The organism is Sphingosinicella sp. BN140058 (assembly GCF_004135585.1).
Classification (GTDB): domain Bacteria; phylum Pseudomonadota; class Alphaproteobacteria; order Sphingomonadales; family Sphingomonadaceae; genus Allosphingosinicella.
The window spans coordinates 2,339,196-2,361,566 of the sequence record NZ_CP035501.1 but is presented as its reverse complement, the minus strand read 5'-3'; the positions used below and the strand labels follow the sequence as shown (position 1 = coordinate 2,361,566).

27 protein-coding genes are annotated in these 22,371 nt (G+C 64.4%); 11 read left to right on the top strand and 16 right to left on the bottom strand.

Going from position 1 to position 22,371, the window contains the following annotated elements; all coding sequences use genetic code 11:
* The first annotated feature begins 62 nt into the window (after positions 1 to 62).
* Positions 63 to 2,165 (top strand): transglycosylase domain-containing protein, encoded by a 2,103-nt coding sequence (locus ETR14_RS10650; protein WP_129384581.1) that lies wholly within the window; start codon positions 63 to 65, stop codon positions 2,163 to 2,165.
* Between the two features lie 12 nt (positions 2,166 to 2,177).
* Here the strand turns inward: ETR14_RS10650 and ETR14_RS10645 are convergent, their stop codons facing one another.
* The 3 genes from ETR14_RS10645 to ETR14_RS10635 are packed head-to-tail and all read right to left on the bottom strand — an operon-like array spanning position 2,178 to position 3,953.
* Positions 2,178 to 2,960 carry a M48 family metallopeptidase gene (locus ETR14_RS10645; protein WP_371416785.1) on the bottom strand — a complete coding sequence of 261 codons (783 nt, stop codon included), beginning with the start codon at positions 2,958 to 2,960 and terminating at the stop codon, positions 2,178 to 2,180.
* The gene (locus ETR14_RS10640; RefSeq protein ID WP_129384580.1) at positions 2,923 to 3,357 is read right to left on the bottom strand and encodes a YcgN family cysteine cluster protein; all 435 of its coding nucleotides are present in this window, start codon (positions 3,355 to 3,357) and stop codon (positions 2,923 to 2,925) included. Before ETR14_RS10640 ends, ETR14_RS10645 begins: the two co-directional genes overlap by 38 nt.
* Entirely contained in the window at positions 3,354 to 3,953 is a 600-nt protein-coding gene (locus ETR14_RS10635) for an SCO family protein (protein WP_129384579.1), read from the bottom strand. Before ETR14_RS10635 ends, ETR14_RS10640 begins: the two co-directional genes overlap by 4 nt.
* A 62-nt stretch (positions 3,954 to 4,015) precedes the next feature.
* On the opposite strand from ETR14_RS10635, the gene ETR14_RS10630 reads away from it, so the two are divergent.
* Entirely contained in the window at positions 4,016 to 4,612 is a 597-nt protein-coding gene (locus ETR14_RS10630; RefSeq protein ID WP_243455859.1) for an ankyrin repeat domain-containing protein, read from the top strand.
* 10 nt (positions 4,613 to 4,622) lie between these two features.
* On the opposite strand, the gene ETR14_RS10625 is transcribed toward ETR14_RS10630, so the two are convergent.
* From ETR14_RS10625 to ETR14_RS10575, 11 genes are all read right to left on the bottom strand, one after another.
* A complete protein-coding gene (locus ETR14_RS10625; RefSeq protein ID WP_129384578.1) occupies positions 4,623 to 5,126 on the bottom strand; it encodes an MmcB family DNA repair protein in 504 nt (167 codons plus the stop codon).
* Between the two features lie 47 nt (positions 5,127 to 5,173).
* Entirely contained in the window at positions 5,174 to 5,839 is a 666-nt protein-coding gene (locus ETR14_RS10620; protein ID WP_129384577.1) for a cell wall hydrolase, read from the bottom strand.
* Positions 5,840 to 6,013: 174 nt separating this feature from the next.
* Entirely contained in the window at positions 6,014 to 6,355 is a 342-nt protein-coding gene (locus ETR14_RS10615; protein WP_129384576.1) for a DUF1491 family protein, read from the bottom strand.
* Positions 6,352 to 6,840 (bottom strand): PaaI family thioesterase, encoded by a 489-nt coding sequence (locus ETR14_RS10610; protein WP_129384575.1) that lies wholly within the window; start codon positions 6,838 to 6,840, stop codon positions 6,352 to 6,354. Before ETR14_RS10610 ends, ETR14_RS10615 begins: the two co-directional genes overlap by 4 nt.
* A complete protein-coding gene (locus ETR14_RS10605; protein WP_129384574.1) occupies positions 6,830 to 7,297 on the bottom strand; it encodes a PTS sugar transporter subunit IIA in 468 nt (155 codons plus the stop codon). Before ETR14_RS10605 ends, ETR14_RS10610 begins: the two co-directional genes overlap by 11 nt.
* 78 nt (positions 7,298 to 7,375) lie before the next feature.
* Positions 7,376 to 7,954: a ribosome hibernation-promoting factor, HPF/YfiA family gene (gene hpf / locus ETR14_RS10600; protein ID WP_129384573.1), complete on the bottom strand. Its 579-nt coding sequence runs from the start codon at positions 7,952 to 7,954 to the stop codon at positions 7,376 to 7,378.
* 54 nt (positions 7,955 to 8,008) lie between these two features.
* Positions 8,009 to 8,722: a DNA polymerase III subunit epsilon gene (gene dnaQ, locus ETR14_RS10595; RefSeq protein WP_129384572.1), complete on the bottom strand. Its 714-nt coding sequence runs from the start codon at positions 8,720 to 8,722 to the stop codon at positions 8,009 to 8,011.
* Positions 8,723 to 8,730: 8 nt separating this feature from the next.
* Positions 8,731 to 9,324: a dephospho-CoA kinase gene (gene coaE, locus ETR14_RS10590; protein ID WP_129384571.1), complete on the bottom strand. Its 594-nt coding sequence runs from the start codon at positions 9,322 to 9,324 to the stop codon at positions 8,731 to 8,733.
* Positions 9,321 to 10,142, bottom strand: coding sequence for a shikimate dehydrogenase (locus ETR14_RS10585; protein WP_129384570.1), 822 nt, complete (start codon positions 10,140 to 10,142; stop codon positions 9,321 to 9,323). The genes coaE and ETR14_RS10585 overlap by 4 nt, the downstream gene beginning before the upstream one ends.
* On the bottom strand, positions 10,142 to 10,693 hold the full coding sequence (locus ETR14_RS10580) for a Maf family protein (RefSeq protein ID WP_243455858.1): 552 nt from the start codon (positions 10,691 to 10,693) through the stop codon (positions 10,142 to 10,144). Before ETR14_RS10580 ends, ETR14_RS10585 begins: the two co-directional genes overlap by 1 nt.
* Positions 10,694 to 10,731: 38 nt before the next feature.
* Entirely contained in the window at positions 10,732 to 11,562 is an 831-nt protein-coding gene (locus ETR14_RS10575; RefSeq protein WP_243455857.1) for a pyruvate, water dikinase regulatory protein, read from the bottom strand.
* A gap of 315 nt (positions 11,563 to 11,877) precedes the next feature.
* Here ETR14_RS10575 and hemE point away from each other — a divergent pair, with 315 nt between their 5' ends.
* The 3 genes from hemE to rho all read left to right on the top strand — a co-directional run bounded on the left by hemE (position 11,878) and on the right by rho (position 14,768).
* Positions 11,878 to 12,903 (top strand): uroporphyrinogen decarboxylase, encoded by a 1,026-nt coding sequence (gene hemE, locus ETR14_RS10570; RefSeq protein WP_129384568.1) that lies wholly within the window; start codon positions 11,878 to 11,880, stop codon positions 12,901 to 12,903.
* On the top strand, positions 12,900 to 13,355 hold the full coding sequence (locus tag ETR14_RS10565) for a CopD family protein (RefSeq protein WP_243455856.1): 456 nt from the start codon (positions 12,900 to 12,902) through the stop codon (positions 13,353 to 13,355). Before hemE ends, ETR14_RS10565 begins: the two co-directional genes overlap by 4 nt.
* 156 nt (positions 13,356 to 13,511) lie before the next feature.
* Positions 13,512 to 14,768, top strand: a complete 1,257-nt coding sequence (rho, locus tag ETR14_RS10560) for a transcription termination factor Rho (protein WP_129384567.1) — start codon at positions 13,512 to 13,514, stop codon at positions 14,766 to 14,768.
* 100 nt (positions 14,769 to 14,868) lie between these two features.
* Here the strand turns inward: rho and ETR14_RS10555 are convergent, their stop codons facing one another.
* On the bottom strand, positions 14,869 to 15,849 hold the full coding sequence (locus ETR14_RS10555; RefSeq protein ID WP_129384566.1) for a quinone oxidoreductase: 981 nt from the start codon (positions 15,847 to 15,849) through the stop codon (positions 14,869 to 14,871).
* Entirely contained in the window at positions 15,846 to 16,538 is a 693-nt protein-coding gene (locus ETR14_RS10550; protein ID WP_129384565.1) for a dienelactone hydrolase family protein, read from the bottom strand. The genes ETR14_RS10555 and ETR14_RS10550 overlap by 4 nt, the downstream gene beginning before the upstream one ends.
* 76 nt (positions 16,539 to 16,614) lie before the next feature.
* Here ETR14_RS10550 and ETR14_RS10545 point away from each other — a divergent pair, with 76 nt between their 5' ends.
* The 6 genes from ETR14_RS10545 (at position 16,615) to ETR14_RS10520 (ending at position 22,369) form a co-directional block, all read left to right on the top strand.
* Positions 16,615 to 16,851 (top strand): DUF6489 family protein, encoded by a 237-nt coding sequence (locus tag ETR14_RS10545; protein ID WP_129384564.1) that lies wholly within the window; start codon positions 16,615 to 16,617, stop codon positions 16,849 to 16,851.
* Between the two features lie 25 nt (positions 16,852 to 16,876).
* Complete coding sequence (gene mnmE, locus ETR14_RS10540; protein WP_243455855.1) at positions 16,877 to 18,136, top strand: tRNA uridine-5-carboxymethylaminomethyl(34) synthesis GTPase MnmE; 1,260 nt, start codon at positions 16,877 to 16,879, stop codon at positions 18,134 to 18,136.
* A gap of 68 nt (positions 18,137 to 18,204) precedes the next feature.
* A complete protein-coding gene (mnmG, locus tag ETR14_RS10535) occupies positions 18,205 to 20,058 on the top strand; it encodes a tRNA uridine-5-carboxymethylaminomethyl(34) synthesis enzyme MnmG (RefSeq protein WP_129384562.1) in 1,854 nt (617 codons plus the stop codon).
* Positions 20,059 to 20,691, top strand: coding sequence for a 16S rRNA (guanine(527)-N(7))-methyltransferase RsmG (rsmG, locus tag ETR14_RS10530; protein WP_129384561.1), 633 nt, complete (start codon positions 20,059 to 20,061; stop codon positions 20,689 to 20,691).
* Complete coding sequence (locus tag ETR14_RS10525) at positions 20,688 to 21,470, top strand: ParA family protein (RefSeq protein WP_129384560.1); 783 nt, start codon at positions 20,688 to 20,690, stop codon at positions 21,468 to 21,470. Before rsmG ends, ETR14_RS10525 begins: the two co-directional genes overlap by 4 nt.
* Entirely contained in the window at positions 21,467 to 22,369 is a 903-nt protein-coding gene (locus ETR14_RS10520) for a ParB/RepB/Spo0J family partition protein (RefSeq protein WP_129384559.1), read from the top strand. Before ETR14_RS10525 ends, ETR14_RS10520 begins: the two co-directional genes overlap by 4 nt.
* The last annotated feature ends 2 nt before the right edge of the window (positions 22,370 to 22,371 follow it).

Here is a 22,371-nt window from a genome sequence, read left to right as displayed (position 1 = left end):
CCTGATTTGCGTAACGGCGACCGCGGCTGTCACGGTCGCCTCAACCTGGGTCAAGGGCGAGAATGGCCACTGAAGCTCCTAAGCGCTCGCGGTTCAAGCGCACGCTGGTCACCATCTTCAAAGTCGGACTGTACGGCAGCCTGCTGGGTCTGATCGCCCTTGTGGTGGCAGTCGGGATCGCGATGAGCCAGTTGCCGACCTATCAGGAACTGGTGCGGCGCGACAATCTCGGCCAGATGATCCGGGTGCGCGCCGCCGACGGCTCGACGCTGGTGTCGCTCGGGCCGAGCTTCGGTCGCTGGCTGACGTCCGACCAAATTCCCGAGATCATGAAGAAGGCGATGATCGCCGTTGAGGATCGACGTTTCCACTACCATCCTGGCGTCGATCCGGTCGGCATCCTGCGCGGGATACAGGTCAGCTTCCAGCGCGATGACAAGGTTCGCGGCGTCTCGACGATCAGTCAGCAGCTGGCCCGCAACATCTTCCTGACCAGCGACCGCAGCTACGGCCGCAAGGTTCGCGAAGGCATCCTGGCGCTCGCGCTCGAGCGGAAGTTCTCCAAGGAACAGATCCTCGAACTCTATCTCAACCGCGTTTATTTCGGCGGCGGCGCCTATGGCATCGATGCGGCGTCCCGGCGCTTCTTCGGCCACTCCGCGGACACGCTTTCGCTTGCCGAAGCGGCGATCATCGCCGGCCTCGTCAAGGCCCCCTCCAATTACTCCCCTACCGCCGATGCCGAGGCTGCGCGCAGCCGCGCCAGCGTGGTGATCGAGCTGATGCGGAAGAATGGCGAAATCACCGATTCGGAGGCGTTCGCCGCCGAGCCGGCGGACGTCCGCATCGTGCCGACGCCCAAGCAGAACAGCGTCCGCTATTTCACCGACTGGGTACTGCCGCAGCTCGATACGCTGATTGAGGAGAATATCGAGCCGATCGAAGTCTGGACGACGCTCGATCCCAACATGCAGCGCCTTGCCGACCAGGTGATCAACGCCAACACACCGAAGGGTGCGCAAGGCGCCTTGGTGGCGCTCGACCGCGACGGCTCGGTGCGCGCGATGGTCGGCGGCCGCGACTACGTCCAGTCGATCTACAACCGTGCGACCCAGGCCAATCGTCAGCCCGGCTCGGCATTCAAGCTGTTCGTCTATCTCTCCGCGCTGGAATTCGGATACAAGCCGGATTCGATGGTGGAGGACAAGCCGGTGACCATCGGCGGCTGGAGCCCCCGCAACAGCAATCGGGGATTCGCCGGCGCGATCCCGCTCCGCCAGGCCTTCGCCCAATCGATCAACACCGTCTCCGCCCAGCTTGCCCAGGAAGTCGGATTCCGCACAGTCGCCGACATGGCCCAGCGCTTCGGCATCACGACCAAGGTCAGCACCCATCCCTCGATCGCGCTCGGCAGCTCCGAAGTGCGTCTGATCGACATGACCCGCGCCTTCGCCGCAGTGGCCGCCAAGGGGGTCGCGGTGGTACCGTACGGGATCCGGAGGGTGACCACGGCCGAAGGCGAACTCCTGTACCAGCACGAAACCAACGAGAATCGCGTGCTGGTCGCGCCCCACGTCGCCGCCCAGATGACCGATCTGATGCAGGCCGCGGTCCTCACCGGTACCGGCCGTGCCGCGCAGATCGGCCGCCCGGTGGCCGGCAAGACCGGAACCACGAGCTCGAACAAGGACGGCTGGTTCCTTGGCTTCTCGAGCGGTCTCACCACCGGCGTGTGGATGGGCCGCGACGACAACAAGGCGATACCGGGCCTGCAGGGTGGTCGCGCGCCCGCCCAGGCCTTTCACGACTTCATGATCCGAGCGGTCGCCAGCCGTCCGATCGAGCAGTTCGAAACCCAGGTGGCGCCGCCGGATTGGGCGGAGACGGAGCCCGACGAAGAAGTCTGGTATGACGCGCCCGCCAATCAGGGGCAGATGGTCGACGCCGACGGCAATCCGATCAACCCGCCACCGGCCGGAGAGGCACCGATCACGGGAACCGAGCTGCCTCGACGTCCGCAGGAGCAGGAGACGCTCGAGGATCTCGTCGAGCGCGCGACCGATCCGGACCGGCGTGAGCCGCCGCCGGCTCCTATCCGTCCGCAAGAGCGGACGGCGCCGCCGCGTGAGCGCTCCTCGGAGTTCGACCGTCCACGGCTGAACTGATCGCGGTTCCGGTCAGCCGCCGATGCGGTGAAGGGCGGCGCCGTGGCGCCGCAGCCACGCACGCGCGGCCGCCGGATCGTAACCCAGCAGCGTTTCCACCAAAGCGTGGAATTGCGGTCCGTGGTTCATGTGCACCCGATGGGCGACCTCATGGGCGACGGTAGCGCGCCGCACCGTGGCTGGTGCCAGGATGAGCCGCCAGCTGTAGCGGATTGCGCCGGTCGAGGAGCAGCTGCCCCAACGGGATCGAGGGTCGCCGACCGCGACCCTGGTGACCACGACGCTCGCCTTCGCGGCGAATTCGGCGGTCTCGGCACTCAGCAGATCCAAAGCATGGCGATGCAGCCAGCGAGTCACCCGGGCTTCGACGGTCTCCGGCGGCCCGCCGGTGACGATCGCCTCGTCCTCCAGCCTCACCACTCTCGATGCGTCCGCCGTCCAGACGATAGGATGCGGGCGATCATAAAGGGGAATGGTGTCGCCGGGCCCGAGCCGCGCGGCCGGGACGATCGCCTCAAGCTGCTTCTCGATCCAGGGACGATGCTCCACCGCCCAAGCCAGCGCCCTGGCGCGCGAGACCCTGCGGGGAATGGTCAGCAACACTTCGGCACTGCGCGGATCGACGCGAAGGCGCATCACCTTGGCTCTCGCCGAGACGGTCAGCTTCAGCGCCGTTTCGATGCTGCCGCCGCGGAAGACCAGCCTCTCTTCGGTCGGTGCCGGCGGACTCCGCCGCAGGAAGCCCGGCCGCACCGGATCAGACCTCGCGTTCGACGATGTGGTATTCGAGGTCACCGGCATCGTCCTCGCTGATCGTCCAGCCGCGTACCGACGCACCGGCACGGTGCACCGCCTCGCGATCGCCGCAAATCAGATAGTGCCAGTCCGGGAGCGGCTTGCCCGCGTCGCGCAGGCGGTAGGCGCAGGTCGATGGCAACCAGCCAAGGCCGCCGACCATATCGGAGTTCAAGCGGATGCAATCGGGAACGAAGGCACGGCGCCCCCGATAGTTGCTGCACTGGCCGCTGCGCCGATCGAGCAGCTTGCACGCCACGTTGGTCGGAAAGACCTCGCCGGTTTCCTCATCTTCCAGCTTGTGGAGGCAGCATTTCCCACAGCCGTCGCACAGCGATTCCCATTCGGCGCGGCTGAGTTTCGACAGCGGCTTCTCCCAGAAGCGATCGTCGGTCATCGTACCCAGCGTTTGAGTTCGGCGGCGATCGCCTCCGCGCCATTTTCGTGCGGCAACATCGCGATCGGCGCGCCGTCCGGGCCCATCAAGAAGAGGATGCGGCCATGGTTCATCGTGTAGCTCCCGTCGGGAGTCGGCTCCTTGGCATAATAGACCGCGTAGCGCTTCGCCGCATCCGCAATCTGCTGGGGGCTCCCGGTCAGGCCGATCAGCCTCGGGTGGAATGCAGCGACATAGTCCTTGAGCACCGCCGGCGTATCCCGTTCCGGATCGACGGTGATGAAAATCGGCTGGATCTTCGCGGCAAGGGCAGGATCGCTCTTCTCCATGCTGCGCAGTGCCTGGCCGATCTGGGCAAGGTCGGTCGGGCAGACGTCGGGGCAGTGTGCGAATCCGAAATAGACGATGCGATACTTGCCCGCGAAATCCTGATCGCGGACCTGCTTGCCGTTCTGGTCGATCAACGTGAACGGTCCGCCGATCGCCGCACCCTTGAGCGGCGGATCCTGCTGCGGCCCCTGGCTGCAGGACGCTACCAGGAAGCCTAAGAGCAGCGAAAGCAGCAGGAAAAAGCGGGACTTGGCGGTTTCGTTCATGGCGCTGCCAGCCTTGCTTTGGTATAGGCCCGCGATCAAGTCGAGAGTGACGGGGAAGACGAGTGGGCAAGGCTTTGGGCCGCGCGATTGCGGCGGTTGCGTTTCTGTTCGCGATGCCGGTGACAGCGCAGAGCTATTCGGACGGCTACACCTTTCTGAAGGCGGTCAAGGACCGTGACGTCGAAAAGCTCAACGGCGTGATCTCGCAACCGGGCAGCGTCGTCATCAACAGCAAGGAACGGGGCTCCGGCGACGGGGCGGTCCACATCGTCTCGCGCGGCCGCGATCTCGCCTGGCTGAACTATCTGCTGCAGAAGGGTGCACGCGCAGACCTTCAGAATGCCGAGGGGAATACCGCGCTTGCGATCGCCGCCCAGCTTGGGTGGGTCGACGGCGCGCAGCTGCTGCTCGCCCGCCGCGCGAGCGTCGATCTTGCCAATTCGCGCGGCGAGACCCCGCTGATCCTCGCCGTCCAGCGTCGCGACATTCAGATGGTACGCCTGCTGCTCGCCGGCGGCGCCAACCCGAAAAAGACGGACAGCGTCACCGGTTATTCGGCGCTTGATTACGCCAAACAGGATGCGCGCGCCGCCCCGGTGCTGAAGCTGCTGGAGGCGCCCATCGAGAAGCCGAAGGCGGTCGCCGGTCCAAAATTCTGAACGACGGGCGTCAGCCGAGCGGACTCGATAAACCAGCCAGCGCGGGGTCGAGATCTCCGACCAGGCGGCGGGCCGCGCGGCGGGCGAAACGGAGCGTTTCCGACTTCCGCCGTGCCGGCGCGAGCTTGCGCAATGCCGCTTCACGCACCACCGCTGCGTCGTAGCGATCCGCAACGATCAGGCCGCACAGATGCGGGTGGAAGTCGTCGGTTTCGAACGGTGAGAGATCGAACCTGGCCGGCACCGCCCAGAAGAAGCGGTCACAATAATCGAGATAGTCCGGCCACTTGCAATCACCCAGCAGGTCGGCGCGCGATACCTTGATCTCGACGATGGTGATCAATCCGCCGGCGTCGAGCGCCATCATGTCGGCGCGCCGACCGTTCGGGAGTGGCACTTCACACAAAGCGAAGCTGTCCTGATTGAAAAACAGGCGTGTAACCCCGCGGGCCACATCCTGTGCGACGAGCGGAGCCTCCTGGAAGCAGGGTGCCTGGCGGGGATTCGTAGCCATGGCCCGGCATAGAATGAAACGAGAACGAAGGCGAGTCTGACTGACGATCAACGATAGAAGATGTGATTGCCGACCGATCCCACCCGATGCAGCCCGCGCCAGGCCGGTTTCACCCGCTTCGCGTGGAAGAAGAGCGCCTTTGGGGTCTTGCCGTCGGCGAGATCCTCCAGGGCGATGTGGGCAATGGCCACAGCCTTGCGCCAGGCAGCAGACGCACGTGGCGCGGACGGCAGACGGCCGCCGCGAACGAACGAGAATTGGCCGCGCTGCTTGACGACGCCGCACACGCTCGCCGGGAAGCGACCGGATCGCGTGCGGTTCACCACCACTTCCGCGACACTAAGCTGTCCTTGAAGCGGCTCGCCCTTGGACTCGAAATAGACGGCATTGGCGAGGCACTCATGCTCGCTGTCGAGCGTCCGGGAAGTCGCGTGATCGCTGACCAGATCGGCGAGGCTGAGCGTTGCGGAGGGAGTTTCGCTTGATGGAGAGGGTTCGGGCGCGGCGTCCGGCGCGGCCTCGGACCCCAGGTTGCTCGGCTCTGAACCGGAAGGCCCCATCTCCTGCTGCGGGGAGGTCGGGACAGAAAGTTGGGACGATGTCACCGGCGGCGTGTCGAACTCCCAGGCGCGGGAAGGGCCGGCGTAGAGGGTACCAAAAGCGGCAACAGCCATGGCCGCGGCAAAGCCCACGGCCCGATCGAAACGACTCATCTGATCTCAGATCATTGCGGCTGGCTCGCCCGAAATGCAGGGTGCGGCAAATTCATTGCACCCAGGGGCTACCATCCGTCTCGCGTGATCGGCACCCTCCCTACCCCGGGCATTGGCCGACCCCCGCTCCTCGCGAAAGAACGTGCGCCGCCTAGAGGACCGGGCGTTCCGCGGTCAACCGAAAGCGTTCATATCGGCGGCGAACCGTTCGGCAGACGCGATATCCAGTTCCAGAACCCACAAATCCGGGTCGAACCGACCCCGGCGTTCGACGAACCGAGCAACCTCATCAACATTCTCGAAACCTGCCGGTACAGGAGAATGCCAGGCGTAGCCCCCATCGGGCTGCAGGATTCGTTCCAGCAGCCGCGGTATCGCCCCGCGTTCGGTCAGCAGGACCAGCACCGCGCCGGAAATGCCATCCCCCTTGCGAAGCACCGCGCCGAAGCCGCCGTCCGCCTCTGCCATGCGGATCAGGGCACCGACCAGGACACTGGACGCGACCCGGGGGGTCATTGCGCCCTGGGCATTACGTAGCCGGGCAGGGTGGACAAAGGGATATGGGATCGCATGAAGGTGCCGGTGCCCCGCGCCGCCTCCTCGCCGTCGGCGTCGATCAGACGGCCTTCCCCGACCATCACCCGCCGGCGACCGCTTGCCCATCGTCCTTCGGCGATGATCGGGCCTGCGCGCAGCGGACGGGTGAAGAGGAGGTTGAAGGCGGTGGTCAGCAGGAAGCGATCGGTGACGAGGCTGTTGCAGGCATAGAAGGCCGCATCATCCAGCATCTTGAAGTAGGTGGTGCCGTGCGCGGCGCCGGCTGCGTGGAAGACCTCCTCGCGCACGTCGAAGCGGATGCGTGCGAAACCTTCTTCGATGATCTCCAGCTCGGACTCGAAGAAACGGTTGATCGGGGCGTGGCGATACAGAGATTCAAGCGCCCGGTAATGTGCCTCCGCACCGGCAAACGCCGGCGCGCCGGCGCCCGGCTCAGGCGGCATGGAGGCTCTCGACCCCTGCGAGCAAGGCGAACAGAGCATCGCGGGAGCGTGCACCGCGCAGCTTTGCCAGCGTGGCCCGGTCCCGGAGGGTTCGACTGACGCTGGCGAGCGCCTTCAGATGATCGGCGCCGGAATCGGGGGGAGAGAGGATCAGGAACACGAGGTCAACGGGCAGATTGTCGACCGATTGGAAATCGATCGGCGCGGTCAGCCGCGCGAAAAAGCCGAAGACCCGCTCCAGCCCTCCGATTTTGCCATGCGGAATGGCGATGCCGTTTCCGAAACCTGTCGAACCCAGCTTCTCGCGTTCGCTGAGTGCGCTGACGATGTCACGCGCCGAGATCCCGGTCAGTCGGCTGGCCGACGTGCCGAGCTGCTGAAACAGGGCCTTCTTGTTGGCGACGGTCAGGGCGGCATCGATGCCGTCCACCGTCAGCATGTGAGACAGGTCGCTCATCAGGGCACCGGTTGCTGGGGGACTCTCCCCAGCCCCCGTGTCAGATAAGGTCGCAAAGGCGTGTGCACGCCATTCGACTCATTGCGCTTTCGGCTCCACCCAACCGATGGTTCCGTCCTCACGGCGGTAGACCATGTTGAAGCTGCCGGTGCCGCTGTTGCGAAACATCAGCGCATTGGTGTTGCGCAGATCGAGCATCATCACCGCGTCGGACACGCTGGCATCGGGAATGTCGACCCGCGTCTCAGCGACGATCGGCGGATGTTCGCCGATATCCTCGTCCTCACCGTCGGCATTGGAGAAGACCCGATATTCGGCATTAGCAAGATCGTCGAGCGCCTGCGCCGGGCTCGGTGCCTGGCGGTCCTTGAGGCGCCGCGTGTAACGCCTGAGCTGCTTTTCGATCTTGTCGGCCGCCGCATCGAAGGCGGGATTCGCATCGGCTGCCCGATCGCTCGCCTTCAGAACCACGCCGGCGGGGACGTAGGCGACGATTTCGCAGGTGAAGCCGTGATCGTGCGGCCCCTTGCCGAACGTCACCTGCGCCGAAATGGCGCGGGAGAAATATTTGTCGGCAATCGCGTTGAGGCGCTCTTCGACGCGGCTCCGAAGCGCCTCGCCTGTGTCGACCTGATGGCCCGAGACCCGAATGTCCATTCTTCACTCCACCAGAGGATTTGGCGGCGGATTAGGCCTCGTGCCCGGCTGGCGTCAACCGCGGCCGTCCAGCCGAGCCCAGATCGGATCGGAGATGGTGGCCAGAAATGCGGAATGTGCTGCAAGCTCTTCCTCGGTGGGGGCATGAGGCCGGGGCGGCCGCACTTCGACAACGATCCGCTCCGCGACAAGTGCCTCGGCCGGTTGCGATTCCTTTTGCTCGACGATGATCGTGTCGGCGAGCGAGAAGCCGATCTGGCGGCCACCGGTCAGTTCGACGTAACATTGTGCGAGCAGCTGGGCGTCGATGAGCGCACCATGCTTGATCCGCAGACTTCGATCGACGCCGTAGCGCGTACAAAGCGCATCGAGACTGTGCTTCGCGCCCGGATGCTTGGCGCGCGCCAGCACCAGCGTGTCGACCATGCGGGTCATGCAGACAAGCGGCCGGCCGCAGGTGTTGAGCTCGTGATTGAGAAAGCCGAAGTCGAAACTGGCGTTGTGCGCGACCAGCGGGCAATCGCCCAGAAAGTCGATCAGTTCGTCGACCAGCTCGTGGAAGCACGGCTTGTCGGACAGAAAGGCCTCTGAAAGCCCATGCACCGCCTCGGCGCCCGCCGGCATCGATCGCTGTGGATTGAAATAGGCATGATAGGTGCGGCCGGTTTCGACCTTGTTGATGAGCTCGACACAGCCGATCTCGACCATGCGATCCCCGGTAAGCGGATTGAGGCCGGTGGTTTCGGTGTCGAAGACGATTTCACGCATGTTCGGGCTTATGCGGTTGCCTCGGCGCGGAGACAAGCGGCGATGCGCCGAACCGAGTCTCGCGTCCGATCCAGCGAACCTGCTGTATCGATGACGAAATCCGCCCGCGCGCGCTTTTCGGCATCGGGCAGCTGCTGGCGCAGGATCTGCGCGAACTTTTCAGCGGTCATGCCGGGCCTCGCGAGCACTCGGCTGCGCTGGACATCGGCAGGAGCGGAGACGACGAGGATCTTGGCGACGGCGCGCCAGCCCTCCTTCTCGAACAGGAGCGGGATGTCGAGCAGGACGATCGGATCGGCGGCATGCTTCGCCAGAAACGCCTCCCGGGCGCGTGCGACCGCGGGGTGAATCAGCGCTTCGAGCTGCCGCAACGCTTCCGGTGCAGCGAGGACCCGCTCGGCCAATGCGCCACGATCGACTCCGGCCTGTCCGGTGGTGCCCGGAAACGACGCCTCGATCGCTTCGACGAGGGCGCCCTCGCGTCCCTGCAGCCGATGGACCTCCGCATCGGCGTCGAACACCGGGATGCCTTCGTCGGCGAACATCTTCGACACTGTCGATTTGCCCATGCCGATCGAGCCGGTGAGGCCGACCACCATCATGACGTCAGAATCGCACGAAGCTCCGTATCGCCCTCTTCGGGAGGAGTTTCGCCGAAGAAGAGGCGAAAGGCGGATCGCGCCTGGCCGATCAGCATCGCCAGGCCATCGACTGCCGAGAAGCCGAGATCCGTTGCGCGACGGAGAAGAGGCGTCTCAATCGGCGCATAGACCATGTCGAGCACGAAGCTGCCGGCACGCAGCCGGGGCAGGGCGTTGAGCACGTCTTCCGGCATCGAGGCGAAACCGTTCATCCCCATCGGCGTAGCGTTAAGGATACCTATCGCCCCCTGCATCGCATCCGCCGCCGAGGAATAATCGTAGATCTCGCCCTGGCAGCCAAACTCCGCGAGCAGCTCCTCGGCCTTGCGCCGGTCACGCGCGACCAAACGGAGATCCGCGTATCTCTCGCTCTTGACCCAGGCCACGGCGGCGCGCGCAGCGCCACCGGTCCCGAGGAGCAGGACGGGACCCCGCGCGACGCACCGGGAGAGCGCCTCGGCGAGGCCGAGCACGTCGGTGTTGAGGCCGCGCAACCCGCTTGCGCCGGGTATGATGCAGTTGACCGCACCGACTTCGGCCGCGTCGATCGCGTCGAGGTGCTGCATGATCGAAATCTTGTGGGGTATGGTGACGTTGCAGCCGCGCCAGCCTTCGTCCTCCCGACGGCGTCCGAGATAGTACGACAGCTGGTCGGCCGGGACGTGCGTGCGCCGATATTCCCCCGCGAGCCCAAGCTTTTGCAGCCAAAAATTGTGGATGAGCGGCGATTTGGAATGGGCGATCGGATCCCCGATCACCTCCGCATAGGGAATGGTCATCAGCTTGCGATCAGTCCACGCTCGCGCAGGTAGGAGAGAAGGGGCAGAAGCGGCATGCCGAGGATGGCGAAGTGGCTGCCCTGAATGCGTTCGAACAATTGTACACCCATATCCTCGATCCGGTAGCCGCCGACGCTCCAGCGTATCGCCTCATATTCGACGTCCAGATATCGTTCGAGGAAGGCGTCGCTCAAGGGCCGCACCGTCATCTCGACGGTTTCGCAATGCCACCAGACCGCTTCCCCGGCCTCGGCAACGACCGCCGCGGAATGAAGCCGGTGCGTGGCCCCGGACAGGAAACGGAGTTGCGCGAGGGCGTCTCCGCGCGAGGCCGGTTTGCTGAGCATCGTTCCGTCCGCGGCCTCGAGGGTCTGGTCGGACCCGAGGACGAGATCGCCGTCACCGAAGTCGACCGAGAGTGCCTTCAGCTGGGCCAGCTCTTCGGCGATGCCGCGGGGATCGAAGCCGGCACCCTCCAGGCCTGCTTTCGCCGCGGCTTCGTCGACCTCCGCATCGACGGCTTCGAACGAGATGCCGGCGGCTTCGAGCATCGAACGGCGCGCATTGCTCTTCGAGGCGAGGAGCAATCTCATCTCGCGCCCGCTTCCGCCGCGGCGTCGATCCGCTCGTTGCACAATTTGACGATCGCGTAAGCCGTTTCCTCGATCGACCGCCTGGTGACGTCGATCACCGGCCAGCCATTGTCGGCGAAGATCCGGCGCGAGAAAGCAAGTTCGGCAGCGACCGCATCGGTGTCGACATAATCCGTCTCGGGTGCCTGGTTGAGCGAGAGCAGCCGGTTGCGGCGGATCTGGATCAGCCGGTCCGGGTTGGTGGTGAGTCCGACCACCAGCGGATGCTTGAGCGAGAACAAACTCGCCGGCGGCGGTGATTCCGGGACGAGGGGGATGTTGGCGACCTTGTAGCCGCGATTGGCGAGATAGATCGACGTCGGGGTCTTGGACGTGCGTGACACGCCGGCGAGAACGATGTCCGCCTCCTCCCAATTTTCCCACCCGATGCCGTCGTCGTGGGCGATGCTGAACTGGATCGCGTCGACGCGCGCGAAATAGGCGGCATCGAGTGCATGTTGGCGGCCCGGCCGGGCCTTTGCCTGCTGGTTGAGCACGGCGGAGAGGGCGTCGACCACCGGATCGAGTGCGGAAACGGTGTGGATGCCGCGGCGGCGTGTCTTCTGCTCGAGCTCGCGGCGGATGTTGCTGTTGACCAGCGTGTACAAAACGAGGCCGGGCCGGCGTTCGATGTCGTCGAGCACACGGTCGAGATGCCCTTCAGAGCGCACCATCGGCCAGAGATGCCGCACCACATCGACCTCGTCGAACTGCGCCAGGCACGCTTTGGCGATGAGCTCGAGCGTTTCGCCCGTGGAATCCGACAGCAGGTGCAGGTGAAGCGTCACGTCGAAATCACCCCTGTGGATAAGCGTGTTGAAATCGCTAGCGGAACCCTCGGGACGGTTGCAAGCATAGGATTCGCGCCCGCAATCCGGATTTGATCCACAGAGTCGCACAGATTGGATAAAATCGGAGATCGCATTGTGGATAGTGGGGATGGTTCGTGCGAATCCGCAGGCTTCTGCGGGCGCGCCGGAGTCAAGCTGTTTGCAAAATCGGGTGGAGCGAATAAACCCCAGCATCCGCCGACCAACAACCTTCATCAGACTCTCTTTTAAAGGACTCTTTGAGAGAGAGTAGAGCGGAGCCCCGCCCGACTTATGCCACCTGCAAACAAACTTCTGCTCAGCGTCCTGAACGGGAAAAAGCCTGAAAAAACACCGCTTTGGCTCATGCGCCAGGCCGGCCGCTACCTTCCCGAATACCGCGCGCTACGAGCCGAAAAGGGCGGCTTCCTCGATCTCGCCACCGATCCTGACGCTGCCGCCGAAGTGACCCTGCAGCCGATCCGGCGCTTCGGCTTCGACGGTGCGATCCTGTTCTCCGACATCCTTATGATCCCCCATGCGATCGGTCAGGACCTCCGCTTCGAGGCCGGTGAAGGGCCTCGGCTGTCGCCACCGCTCGTCGACAGCCTGCTCGCCTCCTTGGAACCGGCCACAGAGCGCCTGGAGCCGGTCTACAGGACTGTGGAGAAAGTCGCGGCTGCCCTCCCTGCCGAGACCACCTTCCTGGGCTTTGGTGGCAGTCCTTGGACCGTTTCGACCTACATGGTGGCGGGACGGGGCAGCAAGGATCAGGGCGAGACCAGGCGCAAGGCCTATTCGGATCCAGCCGCATTCGCGGAGATCATCGACGCGGTCGGAGCGATGACGATCGACTATCTCTCCGCACAGATCGAAGCCGGCGTCGAGGCTGTCCAGCTGTTCGACAGCTGGGCAGGATCGCTGGCTCCGGCGCAATTCGAACAATGGGTGATCGCCCCGACCGCAAGGATCGTCGCCGGACTGAAGGTGCGCCACCCGAACGTTCCGGTGATCGGCTTTCCAAAGGGTGCGGGCGGCAAGCTCCCGGCTTATGCGCGGGAGACCGGGGTCGACGCGATCGGCATCGACGAGACCGTCGATCCGCAATGGGCAGCGGCTGTTCTGCCTGAGAACATGCCCGTGCAGGGCAATCTCGATCCGCTTGCGCTCATTGCCGGCGGCGAGGCGCTTGCCAGCGCGGTAGACCGCATCCTATCTAGCTTCGCGAACCGACCGCATGTCTTCAACCTGGGACACGGAATTTTGCCGGACACGCCGATCCAGCACGTCGAGCAGCTCATCGCCTTGGTGCGTCGGTGATCGATGGCATCGAAAGCGCCCTCAGCTTGACCTATGCGTGGCTCAAGGCCGGCCACCTCATTTTCGTGATCTTCTGGATCGCGGGGATGTTCATGCTGCCGCGTTACTACGTTTATCATCAGGAATCCGCCCCCGGATCGGAGGAGGAGAAACGCTGGATCGATCGGGAGAGCAAGCTCCGCAAGATCATCATCACGCCGTCGATGATCTTGGTGTGGGTGCTCGGCCTCACCCTCGCCTGGACCACCGGCGCGTGGCAGGAGGGCTGGTTTCACGCCAAGTTCGCGATCGTGCTCGCATTGTCGGCTTATCACGGCTGGCTGGTCGGCTACGGCCGCAAACTTGCGGGCGGACAACGGCCGTTGAGCGGTAAGACGCTGAGACTGATGAACGAGCTTCCGGGCCTCGCCACCGTGCTGATCGTGATCCTCGTCATCGTGAAGCCCTTCTGAGAAGCGACGTCCGCGGCTGCTTGACTTGAATCGGGGCCGCGCCTAACTCCGCAAGAGTCGTTGGCCCGCCGTCCGCGTGGGCAATCACCACCTCACATCGTGATCTTGTCTCGCGACCCGCACGACACCCCCAATCCCACCTGCCCGAGTTCTCCGATGCACCTCAAGGATCTGAAGCTTAAATCCCCCGCCGACCTCGTCGCGATGGCCGAGGCGATCGGCATCGAGGGCGCGTCGACGCTCCGCAAGCAGGAGCTGATGTTCTCCATCCTCAAGGTCCAGGCCGAGAACGGCCAAGAGATCATGGGCATGGGCACGATCGAGGTGCTTCCCGACGGCTTCGGCTTTCTGCGCTCGCCGGAAGCCAATTATCTCGCCGGACCGGACGACATTTACGTGGCGCCGAACCAGGTGCGGAAGTTCGGGCTGCGCACCGGCGACACGGTCGAGGGCGAGATCCGCGGGCCCAAGGAGGGCGAGCGCTATTTCAGCCTCGTTCGCGTCAGCCAGATCAATTACGACGATCCCGATGCGGTCCGCCACCGGGTGAATTTCGACAATCTGACGCCGCTCTACCCGAACCAGAAGCTGACGCTCGACACGCTCGATCCGACGGTGAAGGACAAATCGGCGCGAGTGATCGACATCATCTCGCCGCAGGGCAAGGGCCAGCGCGCGCTGATCGTCGCGCCGCCGCGCACCGGTAAGACCGTTCTCCTCCAGAATATCGCCAAGGCGATTACCGACAACCATCCCGAGGTGTTCCTGATCGTCCTGCTGATTGACGAGCGACCCGAGGAAGTCACCGACATGCAGCGCTCGGTGCGCGGCGAGGTCGTCTCCTCGACGTTCGACGAGCCGGCGCAGCGCCACGTCCAGGTTGCCGAAATGGTTATCGAGAAGGCCAAGCGCCTCGTCGAGCACAAGAAGGATGTCGTCATCCTGCTCGATTCGATCACCCGCCTCGGCCGCGCCTACAACACCGTGGTGCCGTCGTCGGGCAAGGTTCTGACCGGCGGCGTCGATGCCAATGCATTGCAGCGTCCCAAGCGCTTCTTCGGTGCGGCCCGCAACATCGAGGAGGGCGGTTCGCTCTCGATCATCGCAACCGCGCTGATCGACACCGGCTCCAAGATGGACGAGGTCATCTTCGAGGAATTCAAGGGCACGGGCAATTCCGAGATCGTGCTGGACCGCAAGGTCGCCGACAAGCGCATCTTCCCGTCGCTTGACGTCGGCCGCTCCGGCACCCGCAAGGAGGAGCTGCTCGTCGATCAGGCGACGCTCTCCAAGATGTGGGTCCTGCGCCGCATCCTGATGCAGATGGGCACCGTCGATGCGATGCAGTTCCTGCTCGACAAGATGAAGGACGCCAAGTCCAACGAGGATTTCTTCGCTTCGATGAACTCGTAAGACCCGGCTCGAGCGATCGAGCTCGACCGTGTTCGTACGCGTACGCCAGGCTTGAACGTCTCATTCGGGGCAGGCTGATCAGCCGCCCCGCCCCCAGGCTTTACGGAAGCAGCACGGTCGATCCCGTCGTCGACCGGCTCTCGATCGCGCGATGCGCCTCGGCGGCATCGCGCAATGCGAATCGGGCCCCGATCCGAACCTGCACCACCCGTTTTTCGATCATTTCGAACAGCCGGGCCGCCGACGCGCGCATTTCCTGCGGGGTCTGGCAATAGTCGCCAAGCGTGGGGCGGGTCACGAAGACCGAGCCGGCGCTCAGCAGGTCAAGCGCCGTGAACGGCGGCACCGGGCCTGAGGCGTTGCCGTAGGTGACGATCATGCCGCGCCGCGCAACGGACGCGAGCGACGCTTTCCAGCTTGAGGCGCCCACCCCGTCCAGAACGACGGCAACGCCTTTGCCTGCGGTCAGCGCGCGGACCTCGGCGGCAAGGTCCTCCATCGGGCAGCAGAAGACATGATCAGCGCCGAGCGCGCTGGCGACCGCGACTTTGCTCGTGTCGCCGACATGGGCGATCACCAGGGCACCGATCGCCTTGAGCCAGGGCAGCAGGATGGAGCCGACGCCGCCTGCGGCGGCATGGACCAACACCCAGTCGCCGCTGCGAACTTCCGCGCATCGCTCGATCAGATATTCGGCGGTGCAGCCCTTCAGCATCGTTGCGGCGGCGTCTTCGAAAGCGAGCGCCTCGGGCAGCGGCACCAGCCGGTCTGCGTCGACGACGCGGTGTGTCGCATAGGCACCGAGCGGACCCGTGAAGTAGCCGACCCGGTTCCCCTCGCGAAAGCCCGAGACGTCGTCTCCGACGGCTTCGATGACGCCCGAGGCTTCGTTGCCGATGCCCGACGGAAGGGGGAGAGGGTAGAGGCCGGATCGGTGGTAGGTGTCGATGAAATTGAGGCCGATGGCCTCGTGTCGGATGAGCACTTGGCCCGCTTCAGGTCGCGGGATCGCGATCCGTTCGGCTTCGAGTTTCTCCGGTCCCCCCGTCTCACGGAGCAGGAATGCAAAGGGATCGCTCACCCGATGTGCTCCTGGAAGAAGGTTGCCGTCCGGGCATCGGCTTGATGGGCAGCCTTCTCGCTGCGCCGATTGCCCATTTCGGCGGCGAAGCCATGATCCTCTCCGGGATAGTCGACCAGGGTGACGCGCGGATGATCGTCCAGGCCGGCATGCATCGCCTGCTGCTGATCGGGGGTAACGAAATGGTCGGCGCCCGCGACGTGGAGAAGGAGCGGGCGCGCGATCGCATGCTTCTCATGCAGGAGATCGGGGAGGCCGACGGCATAATAGCCGACGCTCGCATCGACATCGGTTCGCGCGGCGGTCATGTAAGCGAGCCGGCCACCAAGGCAGTAGCCGACGCAGCCGACCTTGCCCCCCTCCGGTAGCCGTGCGCGGGCTGCCCGGATGGTGGCTTCGATATCGCTAATGCCCTGATCCTGGTCGAAGCGCTTCATCAGCCCGAAGGCTTGCTGAAGTTGGTCCTCCTGATCAGGATCGAGTTCCACGCCCGGTTCGAGCCGCCAGAACAGATCGGGCGCAACCGCAAGATAGCCCTGCTCTGCCAGGCGATCGCATTTGCGCCGGATGCCTTGGTTGACTCCGAATATCTCCTGAATGACGACAATGGCCGCACGCGGGGTACCTTCGGGCGTGGCGAGATAGGCATCGAAGCTGCCGTCGCCCTCGAGCGTGTCGATCCGGATCATCGTCTCTTCTCCTTGTGCGGACGCCTGCTTCTATTCACATAGTCGGCATAAGCGGCAAGAACCGGGAGACGGAAAGATGAAAATCACGGTGGATGTTGATTGCACGCCAGAGGAAGCGCGTCGCTTCATGGGCCTGCCCGATCTCGCGCCGGTCCATGCCGCCTATGTGGAGCGGATGACCAAGGCGGTAAGTGAGGGCGTCACCCCCGACGCGGTGGGCGAGATGATGAAGAATTGGGGGCCGATGAGCGAAGCGGGTATGTCGATGTGGCGCTCGATGCTCGAGGGTATGAGCGGACGGCGTGACGGCTGAGCCTCTCGCGGACACGATCTTCGCGTTGTCGTCCGGCGCGCCGCCGGCAGCGATTGCAATCGTTCGGGTCAGCGGGCCGAGCGCCGACGCAGCGCTTTCGAAACTGAGCGGGCTGGTCCCCGCACCGCGGCAGGCGCGGCTCGCAACGCTTCGCCGCAATGGAGAAATACTCGACCGGGCGATCGTCATCCGGTTTCCCGGTCCGGCCAGCGTCACTGGTGAGGACCTGGTCGAGCTTCATCTGCATGGCGGACGCGCCATCGTCAGCGCGATCCTGGCCGCGCTGAGCGAGATCCCCGGCCTGCGCGAAGCTCAACCCGGCGAGTTCACGCGGCGGGCGTTCGAGAATGGACGGATCGATCTCGCCGAAGCGGAAGGGCTCGCCGACCTCCTGGCCGCCGAGACCCAATCCCAGCGCCGCGCGGCACAGGCGCTCGCCGGCGGGCTGCTGAGCCGTCAGGTGGAGGGATGGCAAAAGACCCTCCTGGGTCTTGCCGCGCAGCTGGAGGCCAGCCTCGATTTCTCGGACGAGGGTGACGTCGACAATTCTCTGCCGCTGGCTTGGACGGCCGATCTTGAGCGTTTGGTGCGCACGCTGGAGGCGAGTCTGGCGAGGCCTTCCGTAGAGCGGCTGCGGGACGGGGTGAGAGTGGTCATCGCTGGGCCGCCCAACGCCGGCAAGTCGAGCCTATTGAACTGGCTCGTAGGGCGACAGGCAGCGATCACGTCGGCGATTGCCGGAACGACCCGTGACCTCGTCGAGGCCCCGACTTCGATGGCGGGAACGCCGTTCGTCCTGATCGATACTGCCGGGCTTCGGGAAAGTAGTGACGAAGTCGAAACGATCGGGATCGCGCGGGCGAATGCCAGTATGCAGTCTGCTGACCTGATCTTGTGGTTGGGTTCCGCATGCGATTGTCCCGACCGGTCTCGCTCGATCGTCGTTCGATCGAAGATAGATCTAGGACCGTGGGCGGAGCCGGCTGGCGAAAATATCGGCGTTTCGGCCGAGACGGGGGAGGGAATTCCGGCGCTGATTGAGATGCTGATTGCCCGAGCCCGTGAACTGCTGCCGACGGACGGGGAGGTTGCGCTGAACGCGCGTCACCGCGCTGCACTTGTTCAAGTCAGGGATCAGTTGGGAGAGGCGCGGCATGTGGGTGACCCGTTGATTGTCGCTGAATGTCTTCGTGTCGCAAGACTGGCACTCGACTCCATCACGGGTCGCGCCGGGGTGGAGGACATGCTCGACGCACTGTTCGGGCGGTTCTGCATCGGGAAGTGAATGTTCCACGTGGAACGTGGCGCTTGTTCGGTCTTCGCGTTGCGGGTCGAATGCGCTAAGGCACGCGCGTGACCCAACAATATGATGTCATCGTTGTCGGCGGCGGCCATGCCGGCGTCGAAGCCGCCATGGCCGCCGCACGGATGGGCGCGCGTGTGGCCCTCGTAACGTTTACCCGCGCCGGGATCGGAGCGATGTCGTGCAACCCGGCGATCGGCGGGTTGGGCAAGGGGCATCTCGTGCGTGAAGTGGATGCCTTCGATGGCGTTATCGCTCGCGCTGCTGACATCGCCGGCGTCCATTATCGCATGCTCAATGCGAGCAAAGGCGCCGCGGTTCGTGGCCCCCGCGTCCAGGCAGACCGGCAGCTGTTCAGATCTGCAGTTCAGTTCTTTGTGGATGCGCAACCGGGCTTGCACGTCATTGAAGGGGAGACCGCTACCCTGCGTCTAGACGGGCGTTCCGTAACCGGTGTTGCGCTGGCCGGCGGCGCGACGCTCGCAGCGGGGGCAGTCGTTCTCGCCACCGGGACGTTCCTGGGCGGCAAGCTCCATTTCGGTATGACCAGCTGTGCTGGCGGGCGGGTAGGGGAACGTGCCGCCACGGCCTTGGCAGGTCAGCTCCGTGACCTTGACCTGCCGCTCGCACGATTGAAGACCGGCACGCCGCCACGGCTGGATGGGCGCACGATCGACTGGGCCGCGCTGGAGCGGCAGGAGAGCGACGGTGCCCATTGGACCATGTCACCGATGAGTGAAGGCCGACCGGCACCCCAGCTCTTTTGCGCGATTACGCGGACAACGGCGGCAACGCACGAGATCATCCGGGATGGGCTAGACCGATCGCCGCTATTTGCCGGTGAGATTGTCGGTGTTGGACCGCGTTACTGTCCTTCGATCGAGGACAAGGTTCATCGCTTCGCGGACCGTGACTCGCACCAGATATTTCTCGAGCCGGAAGGCCTTGGCGATGCACTGGTCTATCCCAACGGCATCTCCACGTCACTCCCGGAGGACATCCAGCTGGCGATGGTTCGATCGATGCCGGGCCTTGGGAAGGCCGTGATCGCCCAACCCGGCTATGCGGTCGAATATGACCATGTCGACCCGCGCATCCTCGATGCGGGTTTGGGCGTCCGCGGTCTGACCGGTCTTTATCTCGCCGGGCAGATCAATGGCACAACCGGCTATGAGGAAGCTGCTGCCCAGGGGCTGGTGGCAGGTCTTAATGCGGCCGCTTTCGCTGGTGGCAAAGGCCCGGTCCATTTCAGCCGGAGCAATTCCTATATTGGGGTGATGATCGACGATCTGGTGCTGCAGGGAGTCACCGAGCCCTACCGGATGCTCACCGCGCGCGCCGAATATCGACTGCGGTTGCGTGCCGACAACGCGGAGGCGCGGCTGACGGCGCAGGCGATCGATGTCGGAGCGGTCACGGCGGGCCGCCGCCAGCATTTCGCCAGCAGAACTGCCGAGCGGCTTCACGCCGAAGAGTATCTTACGCCGACCTTTAGCGGAACGGACCTGAACCGCGCCGGAATTCCCGTGCGGGACGACGGGGTCCGTCGCAGCCTCGGCGAATGGCTCCGCTTCCCTGTCGTGGATCTCCAGGGGTTGCTTCGGCTCCAACCCGAGCTTGGCTCTGTTCCCGCCGCCATCCTCGACGAGGCGATCGAGGATCATCGATACGCGCCCTATGTTGCTCGGCAAGATGCCGAGGTTGTTCGCCTTCGTGCCGATGAGGCTGTCCGCATACCGGCAGATCTTAACTATTCCGGGATAGCCGGGCTCTCGAATGAAATGGTCGAACGTCTCTCTCGTGCGTCCCCTGCAACGATCGGCGCCGCTAGCCGGATACGAGGGATCACGCCGGCCGCGCTCGCCGCAATCCTGGTCCACGCCCGGCGACGCAGGGCAGCCTGAATGACCGAGGATGACGCTCGTGCCGCGCTCGATGTTCCACGTGAAACACTTGAGCGACTAGACGCCTTCGTTGCTTATCTTACGGAGGAGAATAACCGCCAAAACCTCGTGTCTCGGCCGTCCCTCGACACGGTTTGGTCTCGCCACATTCTCGATTCCGCTCAGCTCCTCAGATTTGGGCCAACGTCCGAACCCGAATGGCTCGACCTCGGAACAGGCGCCGGATTCCCGGGCCTCATCGCGGCCGTGCTAAGTCCAGGCCGCTTCACTCTGGTGGAGGCGCGGCGGCTCCGGGTCGACTTTCTGTCACGCGGCGCTGAGTTGCTTGGGGTGAGCGACCGCACAACCATTCTCCTCGGGAAGGTCGAGGCGGTGCAGACGAGGGCGTACGACGTGATCAGCGCACGGGCCTTCGCGCCTCTGGAGAAGTTGCTCGCACTCGCGGAGCGGTTTTCCACAAAAGATACGCTTTGGCTGCTCCCGAAGGGACGAAACGCGAAGTCTGAACTCGACGCGATTCGCTCTTCATGGCAGGGTGATTTCCGTCTCGAGCCGAGCCTCACCGATCCCGACGCCCATATCATCGTCGCACGCGAGGTTCGCCGCAAGCCTGGGGGGAAACGTTCCCGATGATCCGCATAGCCGTAGCCAATCAAAAGGGTGGGGTCGGCAAGACCACGACGGCGATCAACATCGCGACTGCGCTGGCCGCCACCGGATGGCGCGTCCTGCTCGTCGACCTCGATCCGCAGGGCAATGCCTCGACGGGACTCGGAGTCGGTCATGCTCAGCGCGATCTGTCGAGCTATGATCTGCTTACCGCCGGATGCACTGTTGAGGAATCGGTCGTTCCTACCCGCGTTCCGAGACTCGACATCATCCCGGCTACCGTGGATTTATCCGGCGCCGAGATCGAGCTCGTCGAGCTGCCGGAGCGCACCCATCGCTTGGACAATGCGTTGGCGTCGACCCCGCAAGGGCGCTGGGACGTTTGCCTAATCGATTGCCCGCCGTCGCTCGGCCTGCTCACCATCAATGCTCTGGTCGCCGCCAATTCGATCCTGGTGCCGCTGCAGACCGAGTTCTTCGCTCTGGAGGGGCTGAGCCAGTTGCTCCAGACGATCGAACGCATCCGTGCGCGCTTCAATCCCGAGCTGTCGATCCTCGGTGTCGCACTCACCATGTTCGATCGCCGCAACAACCTGTCGGCCCAGGTCGCGGACGATGTTCGTGCCTGTCTTGGCAAGGTCGTGTTCGAAACCGTCATTCCCCGCAACGTCCGCCTCTCGGAGGCGCCAAGCCACGGCATTCCCGCATTGATCTACGACCATCGCTGTTCCGGATCTGAGGCTTACATCGCCCTCGCACGTGAACTGATCGCCCGCATTCCCAAGCCGGCCGTTGCGGCATGAGCGACGAGACGCCCGCACGCCGTCGACCGTCGGGGCTCGGTCGCGGACTGTCGTCCCTGCTCGGCGAAGTCGCCCAGGAGGCGCCGATCGCTGCTGGCGGGGCGAGCGCTGCGCGCGGCGGTGTGCAGATGATGCCGGTGTCCAGCATCGAGCCGCATCTCGATCAGCCTCGGCGCCATTTCGACGAGACCGCCCTAGCGGAACTCGCCGAGAGCATTCAGACCCGTGGCCTGATCCAGCCGATCGTCGTTCGCCCGCACGGGCATCGCTACCAGATCGTCGCCGGCGAGCGTCGCTGGCGCGCTGCCCAGAAAGCACGGCTACACGAAGTCCCGGTCATCGTCCGCGAGTTCAATGACGCGGAGACGCTCGAAGTCGCGCTGCTCGAGAACATCCAGCGGCAGGACCTCAACGCGATCGAAGAAGCCGACGGTTACAAACGGCTGATCGACGAATATGGCCACACGCAGGAAGAACTTGGCAAGATCGTCAACAAGTCGCGCAGCCACGTTGCCAACCTGTTGAGATTGCTGGAACTTCCGGAAACCGTTCGCACTATGGTTGTGGAAGGCGCACTCAGCATGGGTCATGCTCGTGCACTCGTCACAGCCCCCGATCCGGAGACGATCGCCCGCGACGTCGTCGACCGCGGACTGTCCGTTCGGGATACCGAAAAGCTGGCCCGCTTCGGCAAGCCGGGTCGGGAGCGTCAGCCGCGGCTCGATTATCAAACCGGATCCAGCGCCGACATCGATGCTCTCGAGCGTCAATTGGGCGACATGCTCGGCCTCAAGGTGCAGATCAAGCACGGTCCGACGGGCGGCACGGTCGCGCTCCATTACTCCACCCTCGATCAGCTCGACATGATCTGCCAGCGGCTGAGCGGCGAGAAGATCTAAGG